Origin of the sequence: Shewanella sp. SG41-4, from assembly GCF_014164505.1 — a bacterium.
Lineage (GTDB): Bacteria > Pseudomonadota > Gammaproteobacteria > Enterobacterales > Shewanellaceae > Shewanella.
Map to the genome: position 1 here is coordinate 1 of NZ_JACJFI010000023.1, position 19,224 is coordinate 19,224.

Sequence of the window (19,224 nt, forward strand, 5' to 3'; positions counted from 1 at the left end):
GGATGATGTATTGTAAATACAGTCGCTATTTTAAACAACAATATTATAACATTGTTTATAAATTGGGTGAGACTCATGTTTTATTGCATCAAATTAAAACAGTACTGATGAGAGAGTATCTTTTTAAATCAATGCCACATCGTTATGGAATAAGTGAAATTTTTCCGACCAGTGTCAATATTAGCGATGCTATGTCGCATGCGCTAATAAGTGAGCCTATACTGTAATTTTTATCTTTAAATAAGGAGCGAAGCATCGATTGCGGTGAAGAGTTGTGCTTGATCGGTTAATGATTTTGCTGTGAGACGTTCAACACTTAATACATGAGTATAGCATGTGGTCGTTTGGTTGATTTTTTTGAGTAATAAATCAAAATCACCATCACCAGACAGTAAAATAACTTCATCTACCGTTGGCGCTATCTCAAGCATGTCGATGGTAATTCCAACATCCCAATCTCCCTTGGCAGAACCATCACTACGTTGAATATAAGGCTTGGTTTTAACGGTAAAGCCAATATGTTTTAGCGCATCCTGAAACTTAACCTGTCCATCATCTGCCGGTGCTATAGCGTAGGCGATAGCATGACTAATATTGCCTTGTGCCGACAAATGCTTGTACAAAGCTCGGTAATTGAAGGAACGGCCAAAACCTTGCTTACAGGTGTAATAAATATTTTGCACATCTACGAATACGGCAAGCGTTGTCATTATTACACCTGTGAAGATTAAGGCTGTTGCGCTTTTTGAGCTGCAATGGCGTCATTAAGTTGTGCTTCAACAAACCCTGGTGAGTGAGTTGACGAAGATATGAGTCGGTACATCGCGGGGATCACCAATAGGGTGACAACTGTCGCAAATGCCATGCCGAAGAATATCACAGTTCCTACTGCAATACGGCTTTCACTCCCAGCGCCGGTTGATACAATTAATGGTATGGCACCAATAAGCGTGGTAAAGGCTGTCATTAAAATGGGTCTTAAGCGACGAGCTGATGCGTCAATAATCGCATTGTCGAGCGATAAGCCTCGATCGCGAAGTTGATTCGCGAACTCAACGATTAAAATACCATTTTTAGTCACCATACCAATTAACATGATCATGCCAATTTGGCTATAGATATTCATCCCTTGATGCATTAGAACTAAACCAATAAAACCACCAAAAATACCCATTGGAACAGTAAACATCACCACTGCAGGATTGATAAAGCTTTCAAATTGAGCCGCCAATACAAGGTAAGCAATCAACAGTGCTAGCCCAAATACAATGAGCACTCCCGCTTGGTTTTCTTTAAAGTCTTTTGACTCACCTGTGTAAGCAATTGAAATATCGTTTGGCAGTAATGTTATTGCGCGTTGCTCTAAAAAGTCGAGGGCTTCGCCTAGGGTATAACCTTCACCTAAATTTGCTTTAATGGTAATCGATTTTTGCTTGTTGGTATGACTGAGGCGTTGCGGTGAGGCAACTTCTTCAACTTTGGTTACAGTATCAAGGGTGATAAGCTCGCCTTTACTGCTTCTAAAGTAAATCTTACTGAGGTCTGTGACGCTGTTAAAGCTGTTTTCATCGCCGCGAAGGTATACATCATATTCTTCACCCCGTTCAACAAAGGTTGTTTCACTGCGGCCGCCCAACATGATCTCTAAGGTTGTCGCTATTTCTGAAACGCTAATGCCTAACTCTGCCGCTCGCTGTTTGTCTACCGTCACTACAAGTTCAGGTGTGGTTTCTGCGTAATCTAAATCAGCTCCGTCCAGCATAGGGCTTGCATCGGCTTCTTGTTGCAGTACTTGAGCCCATTTAAATAACTCAGCATAGTCGGAACCCCCCAGTACAAATTGAACCGGTTCACTTGATTGGCCTCTAAATCCTGGCAACATTGGGCGAACCATGACATCGGGAATGTCTTTTAACGTTTGGCTGATTAATGCTAATGCTTGTTTAATATCGGTATCACGGTCTTGCCAGTCTTCTAACTGGATAATCGCAAATCCGGTTTGGTCTCCCGCTCGCCCGCCAAATGCTGGCGCTTCAACGCTAAATGATTTCACTACACCTTGGCCCAATAGTGGCATTAATCGGTTTTCAACGATGTCCATATTGGCAACCATGCGATTATAACTGGTGCCTTCGGCGCCTTTAATAAACGCAAATAATACTCCGCGATCTTCTTGTGGTGAGAGTTGTGAGGGAACTTGTTGCATGAGTAAGTAGCTACCACCGATGCAGGCAATAATTATGAATGGTGCTGCTATGCGCCAGTGTAATGCCCATTTGACCATACTACGATAACGTTGCTCTAAACGATTAAAGCCATTATCGATAGCGATATTAAAACGATTTTTCTTCACGTTGGCTTTTAATAATTTACTGCTCATGACAGGGGTAAGGGTTAGAGCGATAAGTGATGAAAACAGAACTGACATTGCCAGCATCACAGAGAACTCAGTAAACAACAACCCAACCATGCCATCCATAAATGAAATGGGTAAAAATACCATTACCAGTACTAAGGTCGTTGACATCACTGCAAAACCCACTTCGCGGGTCCCTTTATACGCAGCAAGTATCGGTTGTTCACCTTGTTCAATATGGTGGAAGATATTCTCAACCACGACAATGGCGTCATCAACCACCAAACCAATGGCTAAAATAAGCGCCATTAGGGTCAATAAGTTAATGGAGTAACCTAAGCTATATGCCGCCATAAATGCGGCAATTAATGATACTGGAACTGTTACTGCTGGAATAAGGGTTGCCCGTACTTGACCGATAAAAATGTACAGCACAAGAATAACCAGTACCCCTGTAATAAACAGGGTGTTGTAAACCTCATTAATCGAACGTGCAATAAACACATTGGCATCATAGTCGACAACCAACTGTGTTCCTTTTGGCAAAAAGCTCTGCACTTTATCGACTTCTTGTTGTACCTGCAGTGAAATGTCTAATGGATTAGCATCTGATTGCGGCACTATGCCTAAGCTTAGGTTAACAATGCCGTTGCTTTTAAAAGTCGAGTTTTCATTTTCTGCCCCAATGAACACGCTAGCGACATCTTTAAGATAAATAGGGGTGCCATCATCAGCGGTGTGGACCACTAAATAGTTGAAGTCTTCTGGGCTGTAATATAGCCGTTTTGTTCTGACAGACATGACGGTGGTGTCGTTACGAACTTCGCCACCGGGTGTTTCAAGGTTTTCGGTATTTAACGCACTAATAATGTCATTGGTGGTAACATTTCTGCCGGCCATTAATTGTGGTTTTAGTTGCACGTACATGACTTTGTACAAGCCACCGGAAATATTAACCGAGCTCACGCCAGTAATTAAGCTAAATCGGTCTTCTAATACCCGCTGAGCGTAATCAGTGAGCTGAGTACGATCCATATTTTCAGAGCTTAAGTTGACGTAAATCGACGGTTCACCAGTGCCATTATCTTTAGATACAATAGGGTCGTCAGCTTCATCAGGTAATCGACGTTGTGCTTTGGCTACTGCATCTCGTACGTCACTTACACCTTCGGTTAAATCCCACCCTAGTTCAAATTCGATTGAAATACGTGACATGCCATTTCGAGTGGTTGAGGTGATTTCATCAATACCACTGATGCCGGTTAATTCATCTTCGAGAGTCTTAGTGATTTTACTTTCCATAATAGTGGCTGATGCACCGCTATAAGTGGTCATCACTGTCACTACTGGATTTTGTACGTCGGGCATTTCTCTAACCGACAGTTTAGAAAATGATACCAAGCCAAAAACACACAGCAATAAACTTAATACAATCGCAACTACAGGGCGTTTTACCGCCGTATCACTTAGCCACATTATTGTTGCTCCTGTTTAACAGGGCTTATTTGATCTTGCTTAGCTAAGTCCTTCACTTTGACTCCATCACGCATATTTACTAGGCCTTGAACGACGATGTGGTCGCCGATATTAATGCCAGATTCTAGTAATACTTGATCTTTGATTCTGGCGCCTAACATCACTTCGGTGCGTGTGGCGATATTGTCTTGATTGATCACGTAGACATAACGTTTAGTACCTGAATATTCAAGCGCTTGTACCGGAACAATAGGGGAGGACACGCTTGGAAATACCAGTGTCGCAGACATCATCATTCCGGGCTTTAATTGCCCCTTTTGATTATCAAACTGGCTACGAATATTGAGATTGAGTGTTTGTGAATTGACGCGTGGATCAATAGCGATAATCTTGCCTGTAAAAATCGTTTTACTCCATGCTCTGCTTGAAGCATTGACCGACATTCCTGTACTTAACAGAGAGAGATAATGTTCTGGAACTTGTAAATCGAGTTGTAACATGGATAGGTCATCAAGTGATAATAGTGATTCATTGATACTGACCATCTTACCTCTGCTGAAATTAACAAAACCCGTATTTCCGGAAAATGGCGCGGTTAGAGTGTGGTAATCAAGGTCGGTTTTGGCTGATTCAAGTCTGGCTAAAGCAATATCAACACTGGACTTTTGGGCTTCTATTTCAGTTTGAGTGATAGCGTTAACGTGAATCAACTTGTTAAACTCATTAAGTTTACGCACTTCATCTTGATAATAAGCTTGAGCTTCTGTCACGCTGGCTTTTGCTTTGCGGTTATCAAGCGTAAGCAGTGCTTGGCCTTTATTGACATATTGGTTGGATGTGACTGCTATGCTATCTATTTTTCCTGCTACTTGTGGCGCTATCATCACCGAGTGCGTAGCCGCCAGCTTTCCTATTAAGGTAATTGATTGTGAAAGGTCATGCTGTTCAACGGTGGCGGTGATCACTGGAACCACTTTTTCTGCACGGGGAGCTTTGGGCGCGGCAATGCCATTGGAAATAAACCCAACATATCCCATTATCAATACGGTAGTCGAAAAAAGACATTGGCCAAGTTGTTTGATCATTTAAATACACGTCTCTATAAGCAATAATTGATGGTGTCGTTACACGACGATATTGGCTAACGACTAGCCGGTGATTGATGCCAGCTTATTGTAATTATATTTGTTTAATTAAGCGTAAAGTAATGTAAATCTTTTAATTTTCTTTGTAACAAGGCGCATATCAGGCGAATTTTTAATGATGAAATAGCAACAAAAAAAGCCATATCCGAAGATATGGCTTTAATTTATGTCAGCTAAGCTTAATAAATAGTTATGTTAAAACACTGGTTGAAACATTACTTCTCGATAGGCTCGTTAGTAAATTCGATGTTTTGCTTTTTATTGACAGGTGTCACACCCATAAAGTATTCATAACCTTTATCTGATGATTTCTTTTGGGCATCATCATCACTTAACTTAATACTGGTTTGGTCAGAAAATAAGGTGTATTTAGCTTTAGCTTTTTGAGCGACAGGTTGCTGTTGCTTAGCTGTTGGCTTGAGAATTCCTTTTGGAACTTCTGTTGTCGCCACTTTCGATTCGCTGCTGGATTTGTTAGTCGAAGCAACATTATCGAATTTATAATTAAATACGCCATTACCTTCGACGTTTTCTACGCTCGATTTATCTTGGTTTTGGTAAGACGCTAAAATGCCGTGTTTACCCAAAGGGATCTCGTGAAAAAGTTTTTTACCCGTGCCCACTTTGGTGCCATTAATATACCAATCTGCTGGCACGTTACTGATTAAGGTGACCATAGCCGACTTAAGGCCTAATTCTTCATTTAACAAAGAGTCGATTTTATCGTTATAAGAAGGCTTAAAGTTCATGGCCACTTTATAGCGCAAATCGCCTCTCATATTCATATTGGCGTCGATAACTTCATATGATAATAAAACACTTTTGTCGTTTAAAAATGGCGACTCGTTACGAGTATTAGACAAAATGCTACTTTTAGACTCTTTCAAACAATCTGCGATAGTTTGATATTTAGAACACTCAGTCGAACCATTGATATTGACTGGCAGTGTGCTGCTTGATTTCGATAAATCTGCAATTAAACGATTAGTAATATCTGTTTTGAGTTTAAATAGTTGCTGACTTTTAGCTGCACGCTTTTTATTTATCGCCTCATATTCAGTTAATATTTCTACTTTTTCAGTTTCAAGACGTTTGCTATCTTCTTCTGCTTTTAGGGTTAGTTCATCGACTAAATTGACAGATTCTTCAATTTGTTTATAGGTTTCAGGAAGCGCTGTCTTAGCGCGAATGACCTTAGGTAATTCTATAATCAGCTCGTCATATCGTTGCTGTTCTGAAACAATTGTTTTTTTCAGACCTTCAACATCATAGGCTTTTTTATTAAGCTGTGAGAATTTGTCATTAACAGTGATTAGCAGGGTATCGATATCATATTGATTTTCAATTTTATTGAGAGTCTGCTTTTCTGATGTGGTAATGACTTCGAGTGCCGCAAATGAGTTGCTTGCGTATAAGCACAATAAAGCAAGGCTAATTGAACCGTATCTCACTGATATCTCCATTAAATTTCTCTACAAGCTGGAACCATCGACACTCTGTATTGCGCTGAGTGTAATCAGCAAAGAGTAAAATAATCCATTAATAATTTATAATACTGAAGTTATTTTGGCTTTACAAACAGATTGTGGTGCATTGCTCACAATAAATTGACAAAATTTTGACACTTGTCGGCATCTCGATAGTTAATCACGGGATTAATCTTTTAAATAGTGGTAAATATAATAAAGCAGAGCGCTGAGGCTCTGCTTTATTATTAAACACTTTTGTTGCAGACGAATTACTTATTTAAACGCTTATATTTTAATCGATGCGGTTCTACTACATCGGTTCCTAAGGTGGCCTTTAACCAAGTTGAATACTCAGTATAGTTACCTTCATAGAAACTCACTTTACCTTCATCACGATAATCCAAAATGTGGGTCGCGATACGGTCAAGGAACCAACGGTCATGGGAAATAACCATGGCACAACCAGGGAACTCTAATAACGCTTCCTCTAACGCTCGTAATGTTTCAACATCCAAGTCGTTGGTGGGTTCGTCGAGTAATAATACGTTGCCACCGGCTTGTAATAACTTAGCTAAATGAACTCGGTTGCGCTCACCTCCCGATAATGAACCAATTATTTTCTGCTGATCGCCACCACGGAAGTTAAAGCGGCCTACGTAAGCACGGCTAGAAATTTCAGTGTTGTTGATGCGCATAATATCTTGGCCGCCAGAAATCTCTTGCCACACGGTGTTTTTGTCATTCATCGAATCACGGAACTGATCAACCGACGCAATTTGAACCGATTCACCGACAGAAATAGAGCCACTGTCTGGTTTTTCCTCACCAGAGATCATTTTGAATAAGGTTGACTTACCCGCACCGTTAGCACCAATAATACCGACGATAGCGCCCTTAGGAACCGTGAATGTCAAATCATCAATCAGTACGCGGTCACCATATGACTTGGTTAAATTAGTCACTTCAATGACTTTGTCGCCTAAGCGAGGTCCTGGTGGGATAAACAGTTCATTGGTCTCGTTACGCTTTTGGTAATCGTTGGTGTTCAATTCTTCAAAGCGAGCCATACGGGCTTTACCTTTTGATTGACGACCTTTAGCACCTTGGCGTACCCACTCTAATTCTTTAGCAATGGTTTTCTGGCGTGCGCTTTCTGTGGACGATTCTTGGGACAAGCGCGCATCTTTTTGCTCAAGCCAAGATGAGTAGTTACCTTCCCATGGAATACCTTCGCCGCGGTCTAGTTCTAAAATCCAGCCAGCAGCGTTATCTAAGAAGTAACGGTCATGGGTAATAGCGACCACAGTGCCGTTATATTCTTGTAAAAAATGTTCTAACCACGCCACTGATTCAGCATCCAAGTGGTTGGTTGGTTCGTCGAGTAATAGCATTTCTGGCTTTTCAAGCAATAAGCGACAAATGGCCACTCGGCGGCGTTCACCACCAGAGAGAACGGCAATTTTCTCATCCCAATCAGGCAGACGTAATGCGTTTGCTGCACGTTCAAGAATATGATCAATATTGTGTGCATCTTGAGATTGGATGATGGCTTCTAATTCACCTTGCTCTTTTGCAAGTGCATCGAAGTCTGCATCGGGCTCAGCATAAGCGGAATAGACCTCGTCTAAACGTGTTAGTGCATTTTTAGCCTCGCTTAGAGCTTCTTCAACGGCTTCACGCACTGTTTGTTGCTCGTTTAAACGCGGTTCCTGCGGTAAGTAACCAATTTTTAACCCCGGCATTGGGCGCGCTTCACCTTCGATTTCGGTGTCTATGCCCGCCATTATGCGCAGCAATGTTGATTTACCTGAACCGTTTAATCCTAGTACACCAATTTTGGCGCCAGGAAAGAAGCTTAATGAGATGTCTTTTAATATTTGCTTCTTGGGAGGGACAATTTTACCCACACGAAGCATGCTGTATACAAATTGAGCCATAATTATACTGTCTAATTGTCAACAATGATGATGATAATTCTACTGTATTATGTGCTGAACTCAACAGGCAATTGTGCTATTTAATCTAGCGTGCTTTTTAGGCTCAATAAACTGAAGAATCTGCTAACTTGGTGTTATGAACATGAATCGTTTTGTATTCAGAACACAGTGAATTTCATGTTGTTTATACTGTAAATCATTATCGTTGCAGAGTAGAATACCGCGCAACCCTACTATATAGATAATGATGTTGGAGCTACCATGTTGAAGAAAGCGATGAATATTGCGGATTATGATCCAGAATTATTTAAAGCCATTGAAGATGAAACTTGTCGTCAAGAAGAACACATTGAATTGATTGCGTCTGAAAACTATACCAGTCCACGTGTGATGGAAGCGCAAGGTTCTCAGCTAACTAACAAGTATGCTGAAGGTTATCCAGGTAAGCGTTATTATGGTGGGTGCGAATACGTTGATGTTGTTGAAACATTAGCTATTGAACGCGCAAAAGAATTATTTGGTGCAACTTATGCCAACGTACAGCCTCATTCAGGCTCGCAAGCAAACAGCGCAGTATTTATGGCGTTGTTACAACCTGGTGATACTGTTTTAGGGATGAACCTTGCTCATGGTGGTCATTTGACCCATGGTTCACCAGTGAATTTTTCTGGCAAGCTTTACAACATCATTCCTTACGGTATTGATGAAGCTGGCAAAATTGATTATGACGAAATGGAGCGTTTAGCCGTTGAGCATAAGCCTAAAATGATCATCGGCGGGTTCTCTGCATTCTCAGGTATTGTTGACTGGGCAAGAATGCGCGAAATCGCAGATAAAATTGGTGCTTACTTGTTTGTTGATATGGCGCACGTTGCAGGCTTAATAGCTGCTGGTGTTTATCCAACGCCAATACCTCATGCACATGTTGTCACCTCAACGACCCATAAAACATTAGCTGGCCCACGTGGCGGGATTATTATTTCAGCTGCCGATGATGAAGTGTTGTATAAGAAGTTGAACTCAGCGGTATTCCCGGGTGGCCAAGGTGGTCCTTTAATGCATGTTATCGCGGGTAAAGCGGTCGCATTTAAAGAAGCATTAGAGCCAGAGTTCAAAGTATACCAGCAGCAAGTGGTTAAAAATGCCAAAGCCATGGTTGAAGTATTTTTAGCTCGCGGTTATAAAATTGTTTCTGGCGGTACAGAAAATCATTTAATGTTGGTTGACTTAATTGGCCGTGATTTAACGGGTAAAGAAGCTGATGCCGCATTAGGCAGCGCAAACATTACCGTTAACAAAAACTCAGTGCCTAACGATCCGCGTTCACCGTTTGTTACCTCTGGTGTTCGTATTGGAACGCCAGCTATCACTCGTCGTGGCTTTAAAGAAGCGGAAGCGAAAGAATTGACCGGTTGGATTTGTGACATTCTTGATGATGCGACTAATACTACTGTAACCGACCGCGTTAAAGGCCAAGTTTTAGCCTTATGTGCTCGATTCCCTGTATACGGTTAATCGTATTGGATGTTTGTTGATACAGGTTTAGGTTAACCTTATTCAACAAATAGGATAAACTTTAATGGCCGCTAATTGTTAGCGGCCATTTTGTTTTTTTTCTGCAGGAGGTTCAATGCATTGCCCTTTTTGTAGCGCGACCGATACCAAAGTTATAGATTCTCGATTAGTGGCTGATGGTCACCAAGTACGTCGCCGCCGGGAATGTACCGAATGCCATGAGCGTTTTACCACATTTGAAGGCGCAGAATTAGTCATGCCTAGAGTCATTAAACGTGACGGCACTCGACAACCATTCGATGAAGAGAAACTGCGTGGCGGCATGCTACGTGCGGTAGAAAAACGTCCAGTCTCTATTGATGAAATTGAACAAGCACTGACTAAAATCAAATCAACATTGCGCGCGACAGGTGAGCGCGAAGTGAATTCTGAAATGATCGGTAATCTTATGATGGAACAGCTGATGAACCTTGATAAAGTGGCATATATCCGCTTTGCATCAGTTTATCGCGCATTTGAAGATGTATCCCAATTTGGTGAAGCCATTGCTAAATTGCAAAAGTAATGGCGTGTAATAATACCTGTGTTAATGGGTATTATGGCATTTGAGCAATAAGAGATTATCTACCATGTTTAACTGGTCTACCTTTGACACCCAAATGATGAGCCGTGCCATCGCACTTGCCGAGAAAGGCCGTTATACCACTCGGCCAAATCCTTGTGTCGGTTGTGTCATTGTTTATCAGAATAAGATTATTGGTGAGGGTTATCATCAACGTGCTGGCCAAGGGCATGCAGAAGTGAATGCGCTTAAAATGGTGCATGATAATGGCTTGTCTGCTGAAGGTGCCACCGCATATGTCACACTGGAACCCTGTAGCCATTATGGCCGCACACCACCTTGTGCTTTAGGCTTAATTAACGCCAAAGTTGTCAGAGTTGTGGTTGCAGTGACTGATGCCAATCCTGAAGTGTCTGGCCGAGGTATTACCCTGTTACGTGAGGCCGGTATTGAGGTTGATGTTGGATTGCTCAGCCAACAAGCTTATGATCTCAATCTAGGCTTTATGAAGCGGATGAAAACAGGACTTCCTTGGGTAACCGTTAAAATAGCCGCCAGTTTAGATGGTAAAACGGCGCTGTCTAATGGAGTGTCAAAGTGGATTACCGGCAGTGCAGCAAGAGCTGATGTGCAAAAATACCGTGCTAGTCACTGTGCATTAATCACTGGTGTTGAAACAATCCTTGTCGATGACCCCAGTCTTAATGTGCGTTATGAGGCGTTAGGTGAGTTAACCACGTATCATACAAAAGACGAAATTTTCCAGCCTTTAAGAGTTGTGCTCGACAGTCGTGCGAGATTAACGCCAACACAGCAATTGTTTTCAATCCAAAGTCCTATTTTACTGGTTTCTGGTTGTAACTACCCTGAAAGTACCAAAGCTGCATTTCCCGATCACGTTTCATTTCTTCAGTTAGCGTGTGACTCGTCAGGCAGAATCCCATTGTTAGCTTTGCTAACATATTTAGGTCAGCATGCTAATTCAGTTTTAGTTGAAGCGGGGGCAACTTTAGCCGGTGCATTTGTCGCTCAAGGGCTCGTTGACGAGGTAGTGCTTTATCAAGCGCCTAAACTGCTAGGTAGCCATGGACGTAATATGTTGCAGTTACCTAATTACAGTACAATGGATCAAACGCCGGCACTGCAATTAATTGATGAACGTAATGTAGGACAAGATAAGCGTTATATCCTTAGATATAATCAACCGTATTAATGTGCGAGTTGTTCAGGCTAAAACCTGAGCAACAGCAAAGTTTAACAGCAAAAAGTGAGTCATTATGTTTACTGGAATAATCGAAGCCCTTGGTACATTACGTAAAATTGATCGTAAAGGTAACGATATCCGTTTAACGGTTGCCAGTGGTAAGTTGGATTTAACCGATGTAAAACTAGGAGACAGTATTGCAACCAATGGCGTGTGTTTGACCGTTGTTGAGCGTTTAGGTGATGGTTACGTTGCTGATATATCGGCAGAAACCGTTGACTTAACTGGCTTTAATCGTTACCAGGTCGGTCAAAAGGTTAACCTTGAGAAAGCGGTTACTGCAACCACTCGATTAGGTGGCCACATGGTAAGCGGGCACGTCGATGGCATTGCAAAAGTGGAGCAATGCGCTTACAGAGGCAAAGCACTTGAGTTTTGGTTATCGGTACCGGCCCAATTAAGTCGCTATATTGCTCATAAAGGCTCAATCACTATCGATGGTGTTAGCCTGACCGTGAATGAAGTTGATGGTGCTCGTTTTAGATTAACGATTGTGCCCCACACTGCAGGTGAAACCACGCTGGTGGATTTAAAAGTAGGTGATAGTGTCAATATCGAAGTCGATTTAATCGCGCGCTATTTAGAACGCTTAATGCAACCGGAAGCTAACCATGTGCAGCCTTCATCGGGCGTGACCATGGAGTTACTCGCTAAATCAGGCTTTTTACGTTAATCGCGACAGTAAAACAGCATTTGTACCCTATACATAATATGCAATACCAATAGATTTAATGCCTAAGCTTTAAATCAAACACTTACTAAATAAAGGTCTGACAATGGCGCTACATAGCATAGAAGAAATCATTGAAGATATTCGTCAAGGTAAGATGGTTATCTTGATGGATGATGAAGACAGAGAGAATGAAGGTGATCTGATCATGGCCGCTGATAAAGTGACGCCAGCAGCAATCAACTTCATGGCAACCTATGGCCGTGGGTTAATTTGCCAAACAATGACTAAAGAGCGTTGTCAGCAGCTTAATTTGCCTTTAATGGTTACCAATAATAATGCCCAGTTCTCGACTAACTTTACCGTATCAATTGAAGCGGCTACTGGAGTTACAACGGGTATTTCTGCTCATGACCGTGCAGTGACTGTTCAAGCTGCGGTTGCTAAAGACGCCAAAGCCTCTGATTTAGTACAACCTGGACATATTTTTCCGTTGATGGCACAAGAGGGCGGAGTATTAACTCGCGCTGGCCACACTGAAGCTGGTTGCGATTTAGCACGTTTAGCTGGCTGTGAGCCTTCAGGTGTGATTGTTGAAATTTTAAACGAAGATGGCACCATGGCGCGCCGTCCAGATTTAGAAATATTCAGTGAAAAACACGGGATTAAAATCGGTACTATTGCCGACTTAATTGAATATCGTAATACCAATGAAACCACGGTTGTGCGTGAAGCTCAGTGTAAATTACCGACTCGTTTTGGTGAGTTTACTATGGTGACCTTCAGAGACACTATTGATAATCAATTGCACTACGCCTTGATTAAAGATGCCGTAAAACCGAATTGTTTGGTACGTGTGCATTTACAAAATACCTTCAATGATTTACTGCATTCTGAGCGTGATCAAAAGCGCAGTTGGCCATTAGAAAAAGCCATGGAACGGATTGCCTTAGAAGGTGGTGTTTTAGTGTTACTGGGTAATGATGAACATACAAGTAACTTATTGGCCAAAGTAAAAGCGTTCGAAGCTGAAGACAATGGTCAATCTCCAGCGCCAGCTATGTGGCAAGGAACATCTCGTCGTGTTGGCGTAGGCTCGCAAATTCTGTCGAGTTTAGGTGTCAGTACTATGCGTTTACTTAGTTCGCCAAAACGTTATCACTCACTGTCTGGTTTTGGTTTAGAAGTGACTGATTATATAGCTGAATAATTTTGGCTTATGGTATATTTAACAAATTCATTAATTGCATAGCGCTCAGGGCTTTTGGCTGTGATATCATAACGCCTCTTTTTGCCCCGAGCCGGGTGCTTTAGCTAATTTAGGTAAGATAGAATGAACGTAGTTCAAGGTAATATCGAAGCGAAAAATGCCAAAGTGGCGATCGTAATATCGCGATTCAATAGCTTTTTAGTTGAAAGTCTGCTTGATGGTGCAATAGACACATTAAAGCGTTTCGGCCAGGTCAGTGACGACAATATTACTGTTGTTCGCGTACCTGGTGCAGTTGAATTACCTCTTGCAGCAAAGCGTGTTGCAGCAAGTGGAAAGTTTGACGGTATCATTGCATTAGGTGCTGTCATTCGTGGCGGTACACCTCATTTTGAATTTGTTGCTGGTGAATGTAACAAAGGTCTTGCACAAGTTGCATTAGAGTATGATCTTCCTGTTTCATTTGGTGTATTAACTACAGATACCATTGAGCAAGCTATTGAGCGCTCAGGTACTAAAGCAGGCAACAAAGGTGGCGAAGCAGCCCTTAGTTTGCTTGAAATGGTTAATGTACTGCAACAACTAGAACAACAGCTGTAATAGTAGGAAAAGTATGAAACCTTCAGAGCGCCGTAAGGCCCGCCGTTTAGCCGTTCAAGCCATTTATTCATGGCAGTTAAGTAAAAACAAAGTTGCTGACGTAGAACATGAGTTTTTAACTGAACAGAGCACTGACGGTGTTGATGTCGCTTATTTTCGTGAATTATTAACTGGTGTAGCATCAAAAACATCGCAAATTGATGAGCTGTTAAAGCCGCATCTTGATCGTAATTTTGAAGAAGTGTCACCAGTAGAAAAAGCCATTGTACGTTTGGCAACTTATGAGTTGACCTTCCGTAAGGATGTGCCGTTTAAAGTGGCGATTAACGAGGGTATCGAGTTAGCGAAAGCGTTTGGTGCTGAAGATAGTCACAAATTTGTCAACGGCTTGCTTGATAAGTTAGTGAAGCATAAGTAACACCAGAACGGTATCTTCGGATACCGTTTTCATTTGTTATTAATTGTTTCAAAATTAAGGTGGACGGTTTACCGTACCAGACTGAATGTGAAAGAATTCCAACTCATCGAACATTACTTCCGCAATAAAGGTCTAAAAAGGCGCGATGTTGAATTAAGCATCGGTGATGACTGTGCGTTAGTGAATCCTGCAGACAATAAATCGTTAGCGATTTCTTGTGATACTCTTGTTGAAAATATCCACTTTTTAGCTGATATTCCAGCTCATGCATTGGGATATAAATCGTTAGCGGTTAACCTTTCTGACCTCGCTGCCATGGGGGCTGAGCCATCCTGGTTTACTTTAGCTCTGACACTCCCCAATGTTGATCAACCTTGGTTAGCCCATTTTAGTGAAGGCCTTTTCGAAATTGCTGAATATTATGGTATTGCCTTAATCGGTGGCGATACAACCCGTGGACCTCGCAGTATCAGTATTACAATTAATGGCCAAGTTCCTAAAGGTACTGCATTAACTCGTGATGGTGCGAAAATAGGAGACTGGGTTTATGTGACCGGAACCTTAGGTGACTCAGCTCTAGGTCTTGATATCCTCAGAGGAATAAAAACGGTTAACATTGAAGATAAAGAATACCTGATTAATCGCCATTACTATCCAACTCCTCGTGTTTTAGCTGGTCAAGCTCTTCGTACACTCGCCACAAGTGCCATCGATCTATCGGATGGGTTAATGTCAGATATTGGGCATATATTAACGGCGTCAAAAGTCGGTGCCATCATCGATGTGAATCAAATTCCGTTATCAAACTCAATTAAAGCCAATCTCAGCCATGAAGATGCATTAAGTTATGCACTCACCGGTGGTGAAGATTATGAGTTATTGTTTACGGTTCCTGAGTCTCAACGAGGCGCAATCGATACCGCGTTAATTCATGCTGGTGTAAAATTTGTCAAAATTGGTCAAATCTGTGCGGGTGATAAATTAAAACTAGTAGAAAATGGGCTGGAGTTTAGCCCTATTTCACGTGGTTTTGTGCATTTTTAATTGAAGTCCTATGAAATTATTAACCCAAGATAAATTCGTAAAAAAGCTATCTTTAGCCCATCCCATACACTTTTTGGCATTAGGCTTTGGCAGCGGTAAAGCAGCAAAAGCACCGGGTACCTTTGGTACCTTAGCCGCGGTGCCATTGGTGCTGCTGATGCAACAATTAAGCTTAACCAATTACCTAATAATTACCTGTATTAGTATGCTTGCTGGATTCTATATTTGTGGCAAAGCAGCTAAGGACATGGGGGTACATGACCATGGTGCTATTGTATGGGATGAAGTGGTCGGGTTGATGATCACCATGATTGCAGCGCCTTTAGGTTTTATGTGGTTAGCACTTGGTTTTGTACTATTTCGCTTTTTTGATATCGTAAAACCATGGCCTATTCGCTGGCTCGATGCCAAAGTGCATGGCGGTTTTGGGATAATGATTGATGATGTATTAGCGGGTGTATTTTCGTTAATCGGTGTGCAGCTTGCGGTGTATTATCTATAACTGATTATCTATAACTGATTATCAATAACTGATTATCAATACCTGATTGTATGTAACTGATCATAATCAACGATTAGCAAAGAATTATAAATGCACTTATAAATCGCACCTAATACAAAAAAGAGCACATTTGTGCTCTTTTTTGTCGATAATACTTATATTAAATCAGTTGCAGCTACTTACTAGGATGATTTTTCGGTAAGTAGATTGGTCCGCAATTGCTCTAACTCTGTATTCATATTGGTTAAACGTTGTTTGTAATCTGTCCCATAAACAGTGCAATTAAATAGTTTGCCAATCGGATTGTAGCGTAACATCCATAATTGCTGAAAATAATTGTTGTTAGAACAATAATTTGGTTCTTTGAGCGTGTGCATCGAGGTAGTTGAAACCGGTTCCTTTACTAAGCTGACAATATACTCAGCCATGAGATTGTCACTGTCTGTTGGCTTAAGCAACGCATAGGCTAACCATTTCTCATAAAAAGCCACGCTATCAGACTGCACTTCAATTAACATTTGTTCTGTAACGTTATGGGCAAAAAGCCATTCTCCAGAAAATATCCGTTCAAAATCACTATCAGTTAATTCGAAAGATGTTTGCCAAGCTGTGACTTTGGTTGCAACAGCTGCATCAGTGGTTCTAGCTAAGGTGCTAGCTAAATTAAGCTGATATTTGATCATGTTAACGGCAATCATATGATTGAGTGTTGAGCGAGATGAGTGATAAACCATATTCCAAAAATGTGCATCTTTGTTTAAAAATGCCACTATAGCTTGTTGGTCAAGTTTGTTGTCAGATGTATCTACACTTATTATCGCAGCAAGCTGACGAACATCTCTTAACTTAAAAAGCAGACCCCAATGAGCTTGATTGTTTGGGGTTAAAGACTGTGGTTCTTCTTGCCAATAAGGCATATCTAATAATGTATTATATTGTTGTATATTGGCTTTATGAGCGCCAATGACATTTCTAATACTATCGCTATTATCGCTAATAAATTGACTGCACATTATCAAATCCGTTTGATAACAAGCTGTTTTAAAGTTGTCAGTTAACTCAACTTCTTGCTCGCTGAAGCTGATTAATGGTTTTTTATCATTTGTTTTATCGTCTCCTATTGTGCCTACGATAGTAATTGCATACTCATAGCCATTTTCGCTAGGGTCGATAGGTTGCTGTTTTAGCCAGTTTTCAACTAAAAGAGTGTTAGGTGACTTTGTTCTGTCTGTTGCATTAATGGCCACTAAACAGACAACGGTAAATACCAGTAAGCTACATATTAGCCCGACAAAAATACCCAAGCCCTTTATTACTTTCATCATTATGATTTATCCGTAAATCTATTTTAACTTTACGTTAACATATTGATTTGCTTTTTATAAGTGCATAACGATTATTGCAACAACTCACGGGCATTCGCCAAGGTGTTTTCGGTAATCACATCACCACCTAATAAGCGTGCAAGTTCATTCACCCGTTGATCTTTATCCAAGGTCTTCATGGTCGTTTCAGTGTTGCCAGCTTTATTAAATTTATTCACAAACATATGTTGATGGCCATTACCCGCAACTTGCGGCAAATGGGTGACACATAACACTTGAGTCGACTCACCAAGGCTACGTAACATACGACCGACTACCGAAGCTGTTGGTCCAGAAATACCCACATCAACTTCATCAAATATGAGTGTTGGAGTGGCGACTTTTTTAGCTGTGATCACTTGAATCCCTAATCCAATCCGCGATAACTCACCGCCAGAGGCGACTTTAGAGATAGGTTGCAAAGGTTGTCCAGGGTTAGTGGTAACCATAAATTCAATGCTATCGCAGCCATTAACTGAAATGTTGTCCGGATTATGATTAATCTGAATGGTAAATTTACCCTTGGGCATATTGAGCTCATGGATAGACTGGGTCACTAGCTTGTCTAATTCTTTGGCATAACGGCTACGACTCTGACTCAGTTTTTGTGCATTAGTTAAATAAGCTGTTCTGGTGGCTTCAAGCAGCTGTCTTATATCATCTAATTTAGTTTGGTCGTCCGCAAGTTCGGCCAATTCACTCATTAACGATTGATGATGTAGCGCCAGTTTATCAGCACTCACATGATGTTTGCGCGCCAATTGCATTGCGGTAGAAAGGCGTTTTTCTAAATAGGCAAAATGTTCTGGATCTAGTTCTAAACTGCTTAAATAACTTTCAATTTCGCTGGCACTTTCTTGTACTTGAATTAACGCATCGCTGATCATAGTGCTGATAGGAGCAAGGGATTCATCATATCCTTGAAGCGTATCAGCAATACTGGCCACTTTATTAAGCAGAGATTCTATATTGCCTTCATCACTTTCGGTCAATAAATGTAAACCTGCTTGGCAACGTTCAATTAAATCAGTGCCATTGGCTAAGCGTTTGTGTTCTTGTTCTATTTCATCAAATTCTTCCAAGCCTAAGTTGAACTCATTAAGCTCTTCTACTTGATATTGCAGTAACTGTTGACGCGAAATACGTTCGTGCTGAGCTTGCTCAAGATGCTTTAGTTCATTTTCCACTTGTTTGCAGCGTTGATAGCTAGCACTAACGCTATCGAGCAGTATTTTGTGGTTTGCATAGTGGTCGAGTAGGTTTAATTGATGTTCGCTTTTGAGCATTGCGTGATGAGCATGTTGGCCGTGAATACCAATTAATAGTTGGCCTATGGCCTTTAATTGCGCCACAGGCACAGGATTACCATTAATGTAGGCTCTTGAGCGGCCATCATTATTAATGGTTCGGCGTAATATGCACTCATCTTCAGCATCGAGATCGTTATCTTCAAGCCAGCGTTTGGCTAAAGGAACATCATGAAGGGTAAACCGTGCGCTCACCTCAGTTTTAGTGGCTCCAGGCCTGACGGTATTAGCATCGCTACGACTACCAAGACATAATCCAAGCGCATCGATCGCAATCGATTTACCTGCGCCCGTTTCGCCGGTAATGCTTGTCATACCGGCTTTAAAGTCGAGCTCTAAAAAACGCACGATAGCAAAATTGTTGATGCTGAGTTGGCAAAGCATA

The 19,224-nt window shown here is 41.3% G+C and carries 17 protein-coding genes; 10 read left to right on the forward strand and 7 right to left on the reverse strand.

Going from position 1 to position 19,224, the window contains the following annotated elements; translation table 11 throughout:
• Positions 1–227 (forward strand): hypothetical protein (locus H5202_RS23930; RefSeq protein ID WP_220493761.1); only part of this gene is annotated, 227 nt, incomplete at its 5' end.
• Between the two features lie 9 nt (positions 228–236).
• On the opposite strand, the gene H5202_RS04095 is transcribed toward H5202_RS23930, so the two are convergent.
• The 5 genes from H5202_RS04095 to ettA form a co-directional block, all read right to left on the reverse strand.
• Positions 237–710: a LabA-like NYN domain-containing protein gene (locus tag H5202_RS04095; RefSeq protein WP_182770929.1), complete on the reverse strand. Its 474-nt coding sequence runs from the start codon at positions 708–710 to the stop codon at positions 237–239.
• A gap of 17 nt (positions 711–727) precedes the next feature.
• Positions 728–3,832, reverse strand: a complete 3,105-nt coding sequence (locus H5202_RS04100; RefSeq protein ID WP_182770930.1) for a multidrug efflux RND transporter permease subunit — start codon at positions 3,830–3,832, stop codon at positions 728–730.
• Positions 3,832–4,869, reverse strand: coding sequence for an efflux RND transporter periplasmic adaptor subunit (locus tag H5202_RS04105; RefSeq protein WP_259397180.1), 1,038 nt, complete (start codon positions 4,867–4,869; stop codon positions 3,832–3,834). The genes H5202_RS04100 and H5202_RS04105 overlap by 1 nt, the downstream gene beginning before the upstream one ends.
• Before the next feature lie 323 nt (positions 4,870–5,192).
• On the reverse strand, positions 5,193–6,428 hold the full coding sequence (locus tag H5202_RS04110) for a hypothetical protein (RefSeq protein ID WP_182770932.1): 1,236 nt from the start codon (positions 6,426–6,428) through the stop codon (positions 5,193–5,195).
• A gap of 287 nt (positions 6,429–6,715) precedes the next feature.
• Positions 6,716–8,383: an energy-dependent translational throttle protein EttA gene (gene ettA / locus H5202_RS04115; protein ID WP_182770933.1), complete on the reverse strand. Its 1,668-nt coding sequence runs from the start codon at positions 8,381–8,383 to the stop codon at positions 6,716–6,718.
• Between the two features lie 261 nt (positions 8,384–8,644).
• Here ettA and glyA point away from each other — a divergent pair, with 261 nt between their 5' ends.
• The 9 genes from glyA to H5202_RS04160 all read left to right on the forward strand — a co-directional run bounded on the left by glyA (position 8,645) and on the right by H5202_RS04160 (position 16,168).
• Positions 8,645–9,898: a serine hydroxymethyltransferase gene (gene glyA, locus H5202_RS04120; protein ID WP_182770934.1), complete on the forward strand. Its 1,254-nt coding sequence runs from the start codon at positions 8,645–8,647 to the stop codon at positions 9,896–9,898.
• 115 nt (positions 9,899–10,013) lie between these two features.
• Entirely contained in the window at positions 10,014–10,463 is a 450-nt protein-coding gene (nrdR, locus tag H5202_RS04125; protein WP_124017598.1) for a transcriptional regulator NrdR, read from the forward strand.
• Between the two features lie 64 nt (positions 10,464–10,527).
• The gene (ribD, locus tag H5202_RS04130; protein ID WP_182770935.1) at positions 10,528–11,673 is read left to right on the forward strand and encodes a bifunctional diaminohydroxyphosphoribosylaminopyrimidine deaminase/5-amino-6-(5-phosphoribosylamino)uracil reductase RibD; all 1,146 of its coding nucleotides are present in this window, start codon (positions 10,528–10,530) and stop codon (positions 11,671–11,673) included.
• A 64-nt stretch (positions 11,674–11,737) separates the two neighbouring features.
• A complete protein-coding gene (locus H5202_RS04135; RefSeq protein WP_182770936.1) occupies positions 11,738–12,397 on the forward strand; it encodes a riboflavin synthase in 660 nt (219 codons plus the stop codon).
• Positions 12,398–12,500: 103 nt separating this feature from the next.
• Positions 12,501–13,604, forward strand: a complete 1,104-nt coding sequence (ribBA, locus tag H5202_RS04140; RefSeq protein ID WP_182770937.1) for a bifunctional 3,4-dihydroxy-2-butanone-4-phosphate synthase/GTP cyclohydrolase II — start codon at positions 12,501–12,503, stop codon at positions 13,602–13,604.
• A 123-nt stretch (positions 13,605–13,727) separates the two neighbouring features.
• Positions 13,728–14,204: a 6,7-dimethyl-8-ribityllumazine synthase gene (gene ribH, locus H5202_RS04145; RefSeq protein WP_011636512.1), complete on the forward strand. Its 477-nt coding sequence runs from the start codon at positions 13,728–13,730 to the stop codon at positions 14,202–14,204.
• A gap of 13 nt (positions 14,205–14,217) precedes the next feature.
• On the forward strand, positions 14,218–14,622 hold the full coding sequence (nusB, locus tag H5202_RS04150; RefSeq protein ID WP_182770938.1) for a transcription antitermination factor NusB: 405 nt from the start codon (positions 14,218–14,220) through the stop codon (positions 14,620–14,622).
• 87 nt (positions 14,623–14,709) lie between these two features.
• Positions 14,710–15,666 (forward strand): thiamine-phosphate kinase, encoded by a 957-nt coding sequence (thiL, locus tag H5202_RS04155; protein ID WP_182770939.1) that lies wholly within the window; start codon positions 14,710–14,712, stop codon positions 15,664–15,666.
• Between the two features lie 10 nt (positions 15,667–15,676).
• Positions 15,677–16,168, forward strand: coding sequence for a phosphatidylglycerophosphatase A family protein (locus H5202_RS04160; RefSeq protein WP_182770940.1), 492 nt, complete (start codon positions 15,677–15,679; stop codon positions 16,166–16,168).
• Between the two features lie 182 nt (positions 16,169–16,350).
• Here the strand turns inward: H5202_RS04160 and H5202_RS04165 are convergent, their stop codons facing one another.
• Together H5202_RS04165 and recN are read right to left on the reverse strand one after the other, a co-directional pair.
• Complete coding sequence (locus tag H5202_RS04165) at positions 16,351–17,493, reverse strand: hypothetical protein (RefSeq protein ID WP_182770941.1); 1,143 nt, start codon at positions 17,491–17,493, stop codon at positions 16,351–16,353.
• 71 nt (positions 17,494–17,564) lie between these two features.
• Complete coding sequence (gene recN, locus H5202_RS04170) at positions 17,565–19,223, reverse strand: DNA repair protein RecN (RefSeq protein ID WP_182770942.1); 1,659 nt, start codon at positions 19,221–19,223, stop codon at positions 17,565–17,567.
• Position 19,224 lies beyond the last annotated feature (1 nt).

Bases quoted from the DNA above. Each gene is read 5' to 3' on its own strand.
- H5202_RS04095 (WP_182770929.1), bottom strand. From the start codon at position 710: ATGACAACGCTTGCCGTATTCGTAGATGTGCAAAATATTTATTACACC.
- H5202_RS04100 (WP_182770930.1), bottom strand. From the start codon at position 3,832: ATGTGGCTAAGTGATACGGCGGTAAAACGCCCTGTAGTTGCGATTGTA.
- H5202_RS04105 (WP_259397180.1), bottom strand. From the start codon at position 4,869: ATGGGATATGTTGGGTTTATTTCCAATGGCATTGCCGCGCCCAAAGCT.
- ettA (WP_182770933.1), bottom strand. From the start codon at position 8,383: ATGGCTCAATTTGTATACAGCATGCTTCGTGTGGGTAAAATTGTCCCT.
- glyA (WP_182770934.1), top strand. From the start codon at position 8,645: ATGTTGAAGAAAGCGATGAATATTGCGGATTATGATCCAGAATTATTT.
- nrdR (WP_124017598.1), top strand. From the start codon at position 10,014: ATGCATTGCCCTTTTTGTAGCGCGACCGATACCAAAGTTATAGATTCT.
- ribD (WP_182770935.1), top strand. From the start codon at position 10,528: ATGTTTAACTGGTCTACCTTTGACACCCAAATGATGAGCCGTGCCATC.
- H5202_RS04135 (WP_182770936.1), top strand. From the start codon at position 11,738: ATGTTTACTGGAATAATCGAAGCCCTTGGTACATTACGTAAAATTGAT.
- ribBA (WP_182770937.1), top strand. From the start codon at position 12,501: ATGGCGCTACATAGCATAGAAGAAATCATTGAAGATATTCGTCAAGGT.
- ribH (WP_011636512.1), top strand. From the start codon at position 13,728: ATGAACGTAGTTCAAGGTAATATCGAAGCGAAAAATGCCAAAGTGGCG.
- nusB (WP_182770938.1), top strand. From the start codon at position 14,218: ATGAAACCTTCAGAGCGCCGTAAGGCCCGCCGTTTAGCCGTTCAAGCC.
- H5202_RS04160 (WP_182770940.1), top strand. From the start codon at position 15,677: ATGAAATTATTAACCCAAGATAAATTCGTAAAAAAGCTATCTTTAGCC.
- H5202_RS04165 (WP_182770941.1), bottom strand. From the start codon at position 17,493: ATGATGAAAGTAATAAAGGGCTTGGGTATTTTTGTCGGGCTAATATGT.
- recN (WP_182770942.1), bottom strand. From the start codon at position 19,223: ATGCTTTGCCAACTCAGCATCAACAATTTTGCTATCGTGCGTTTTTTA.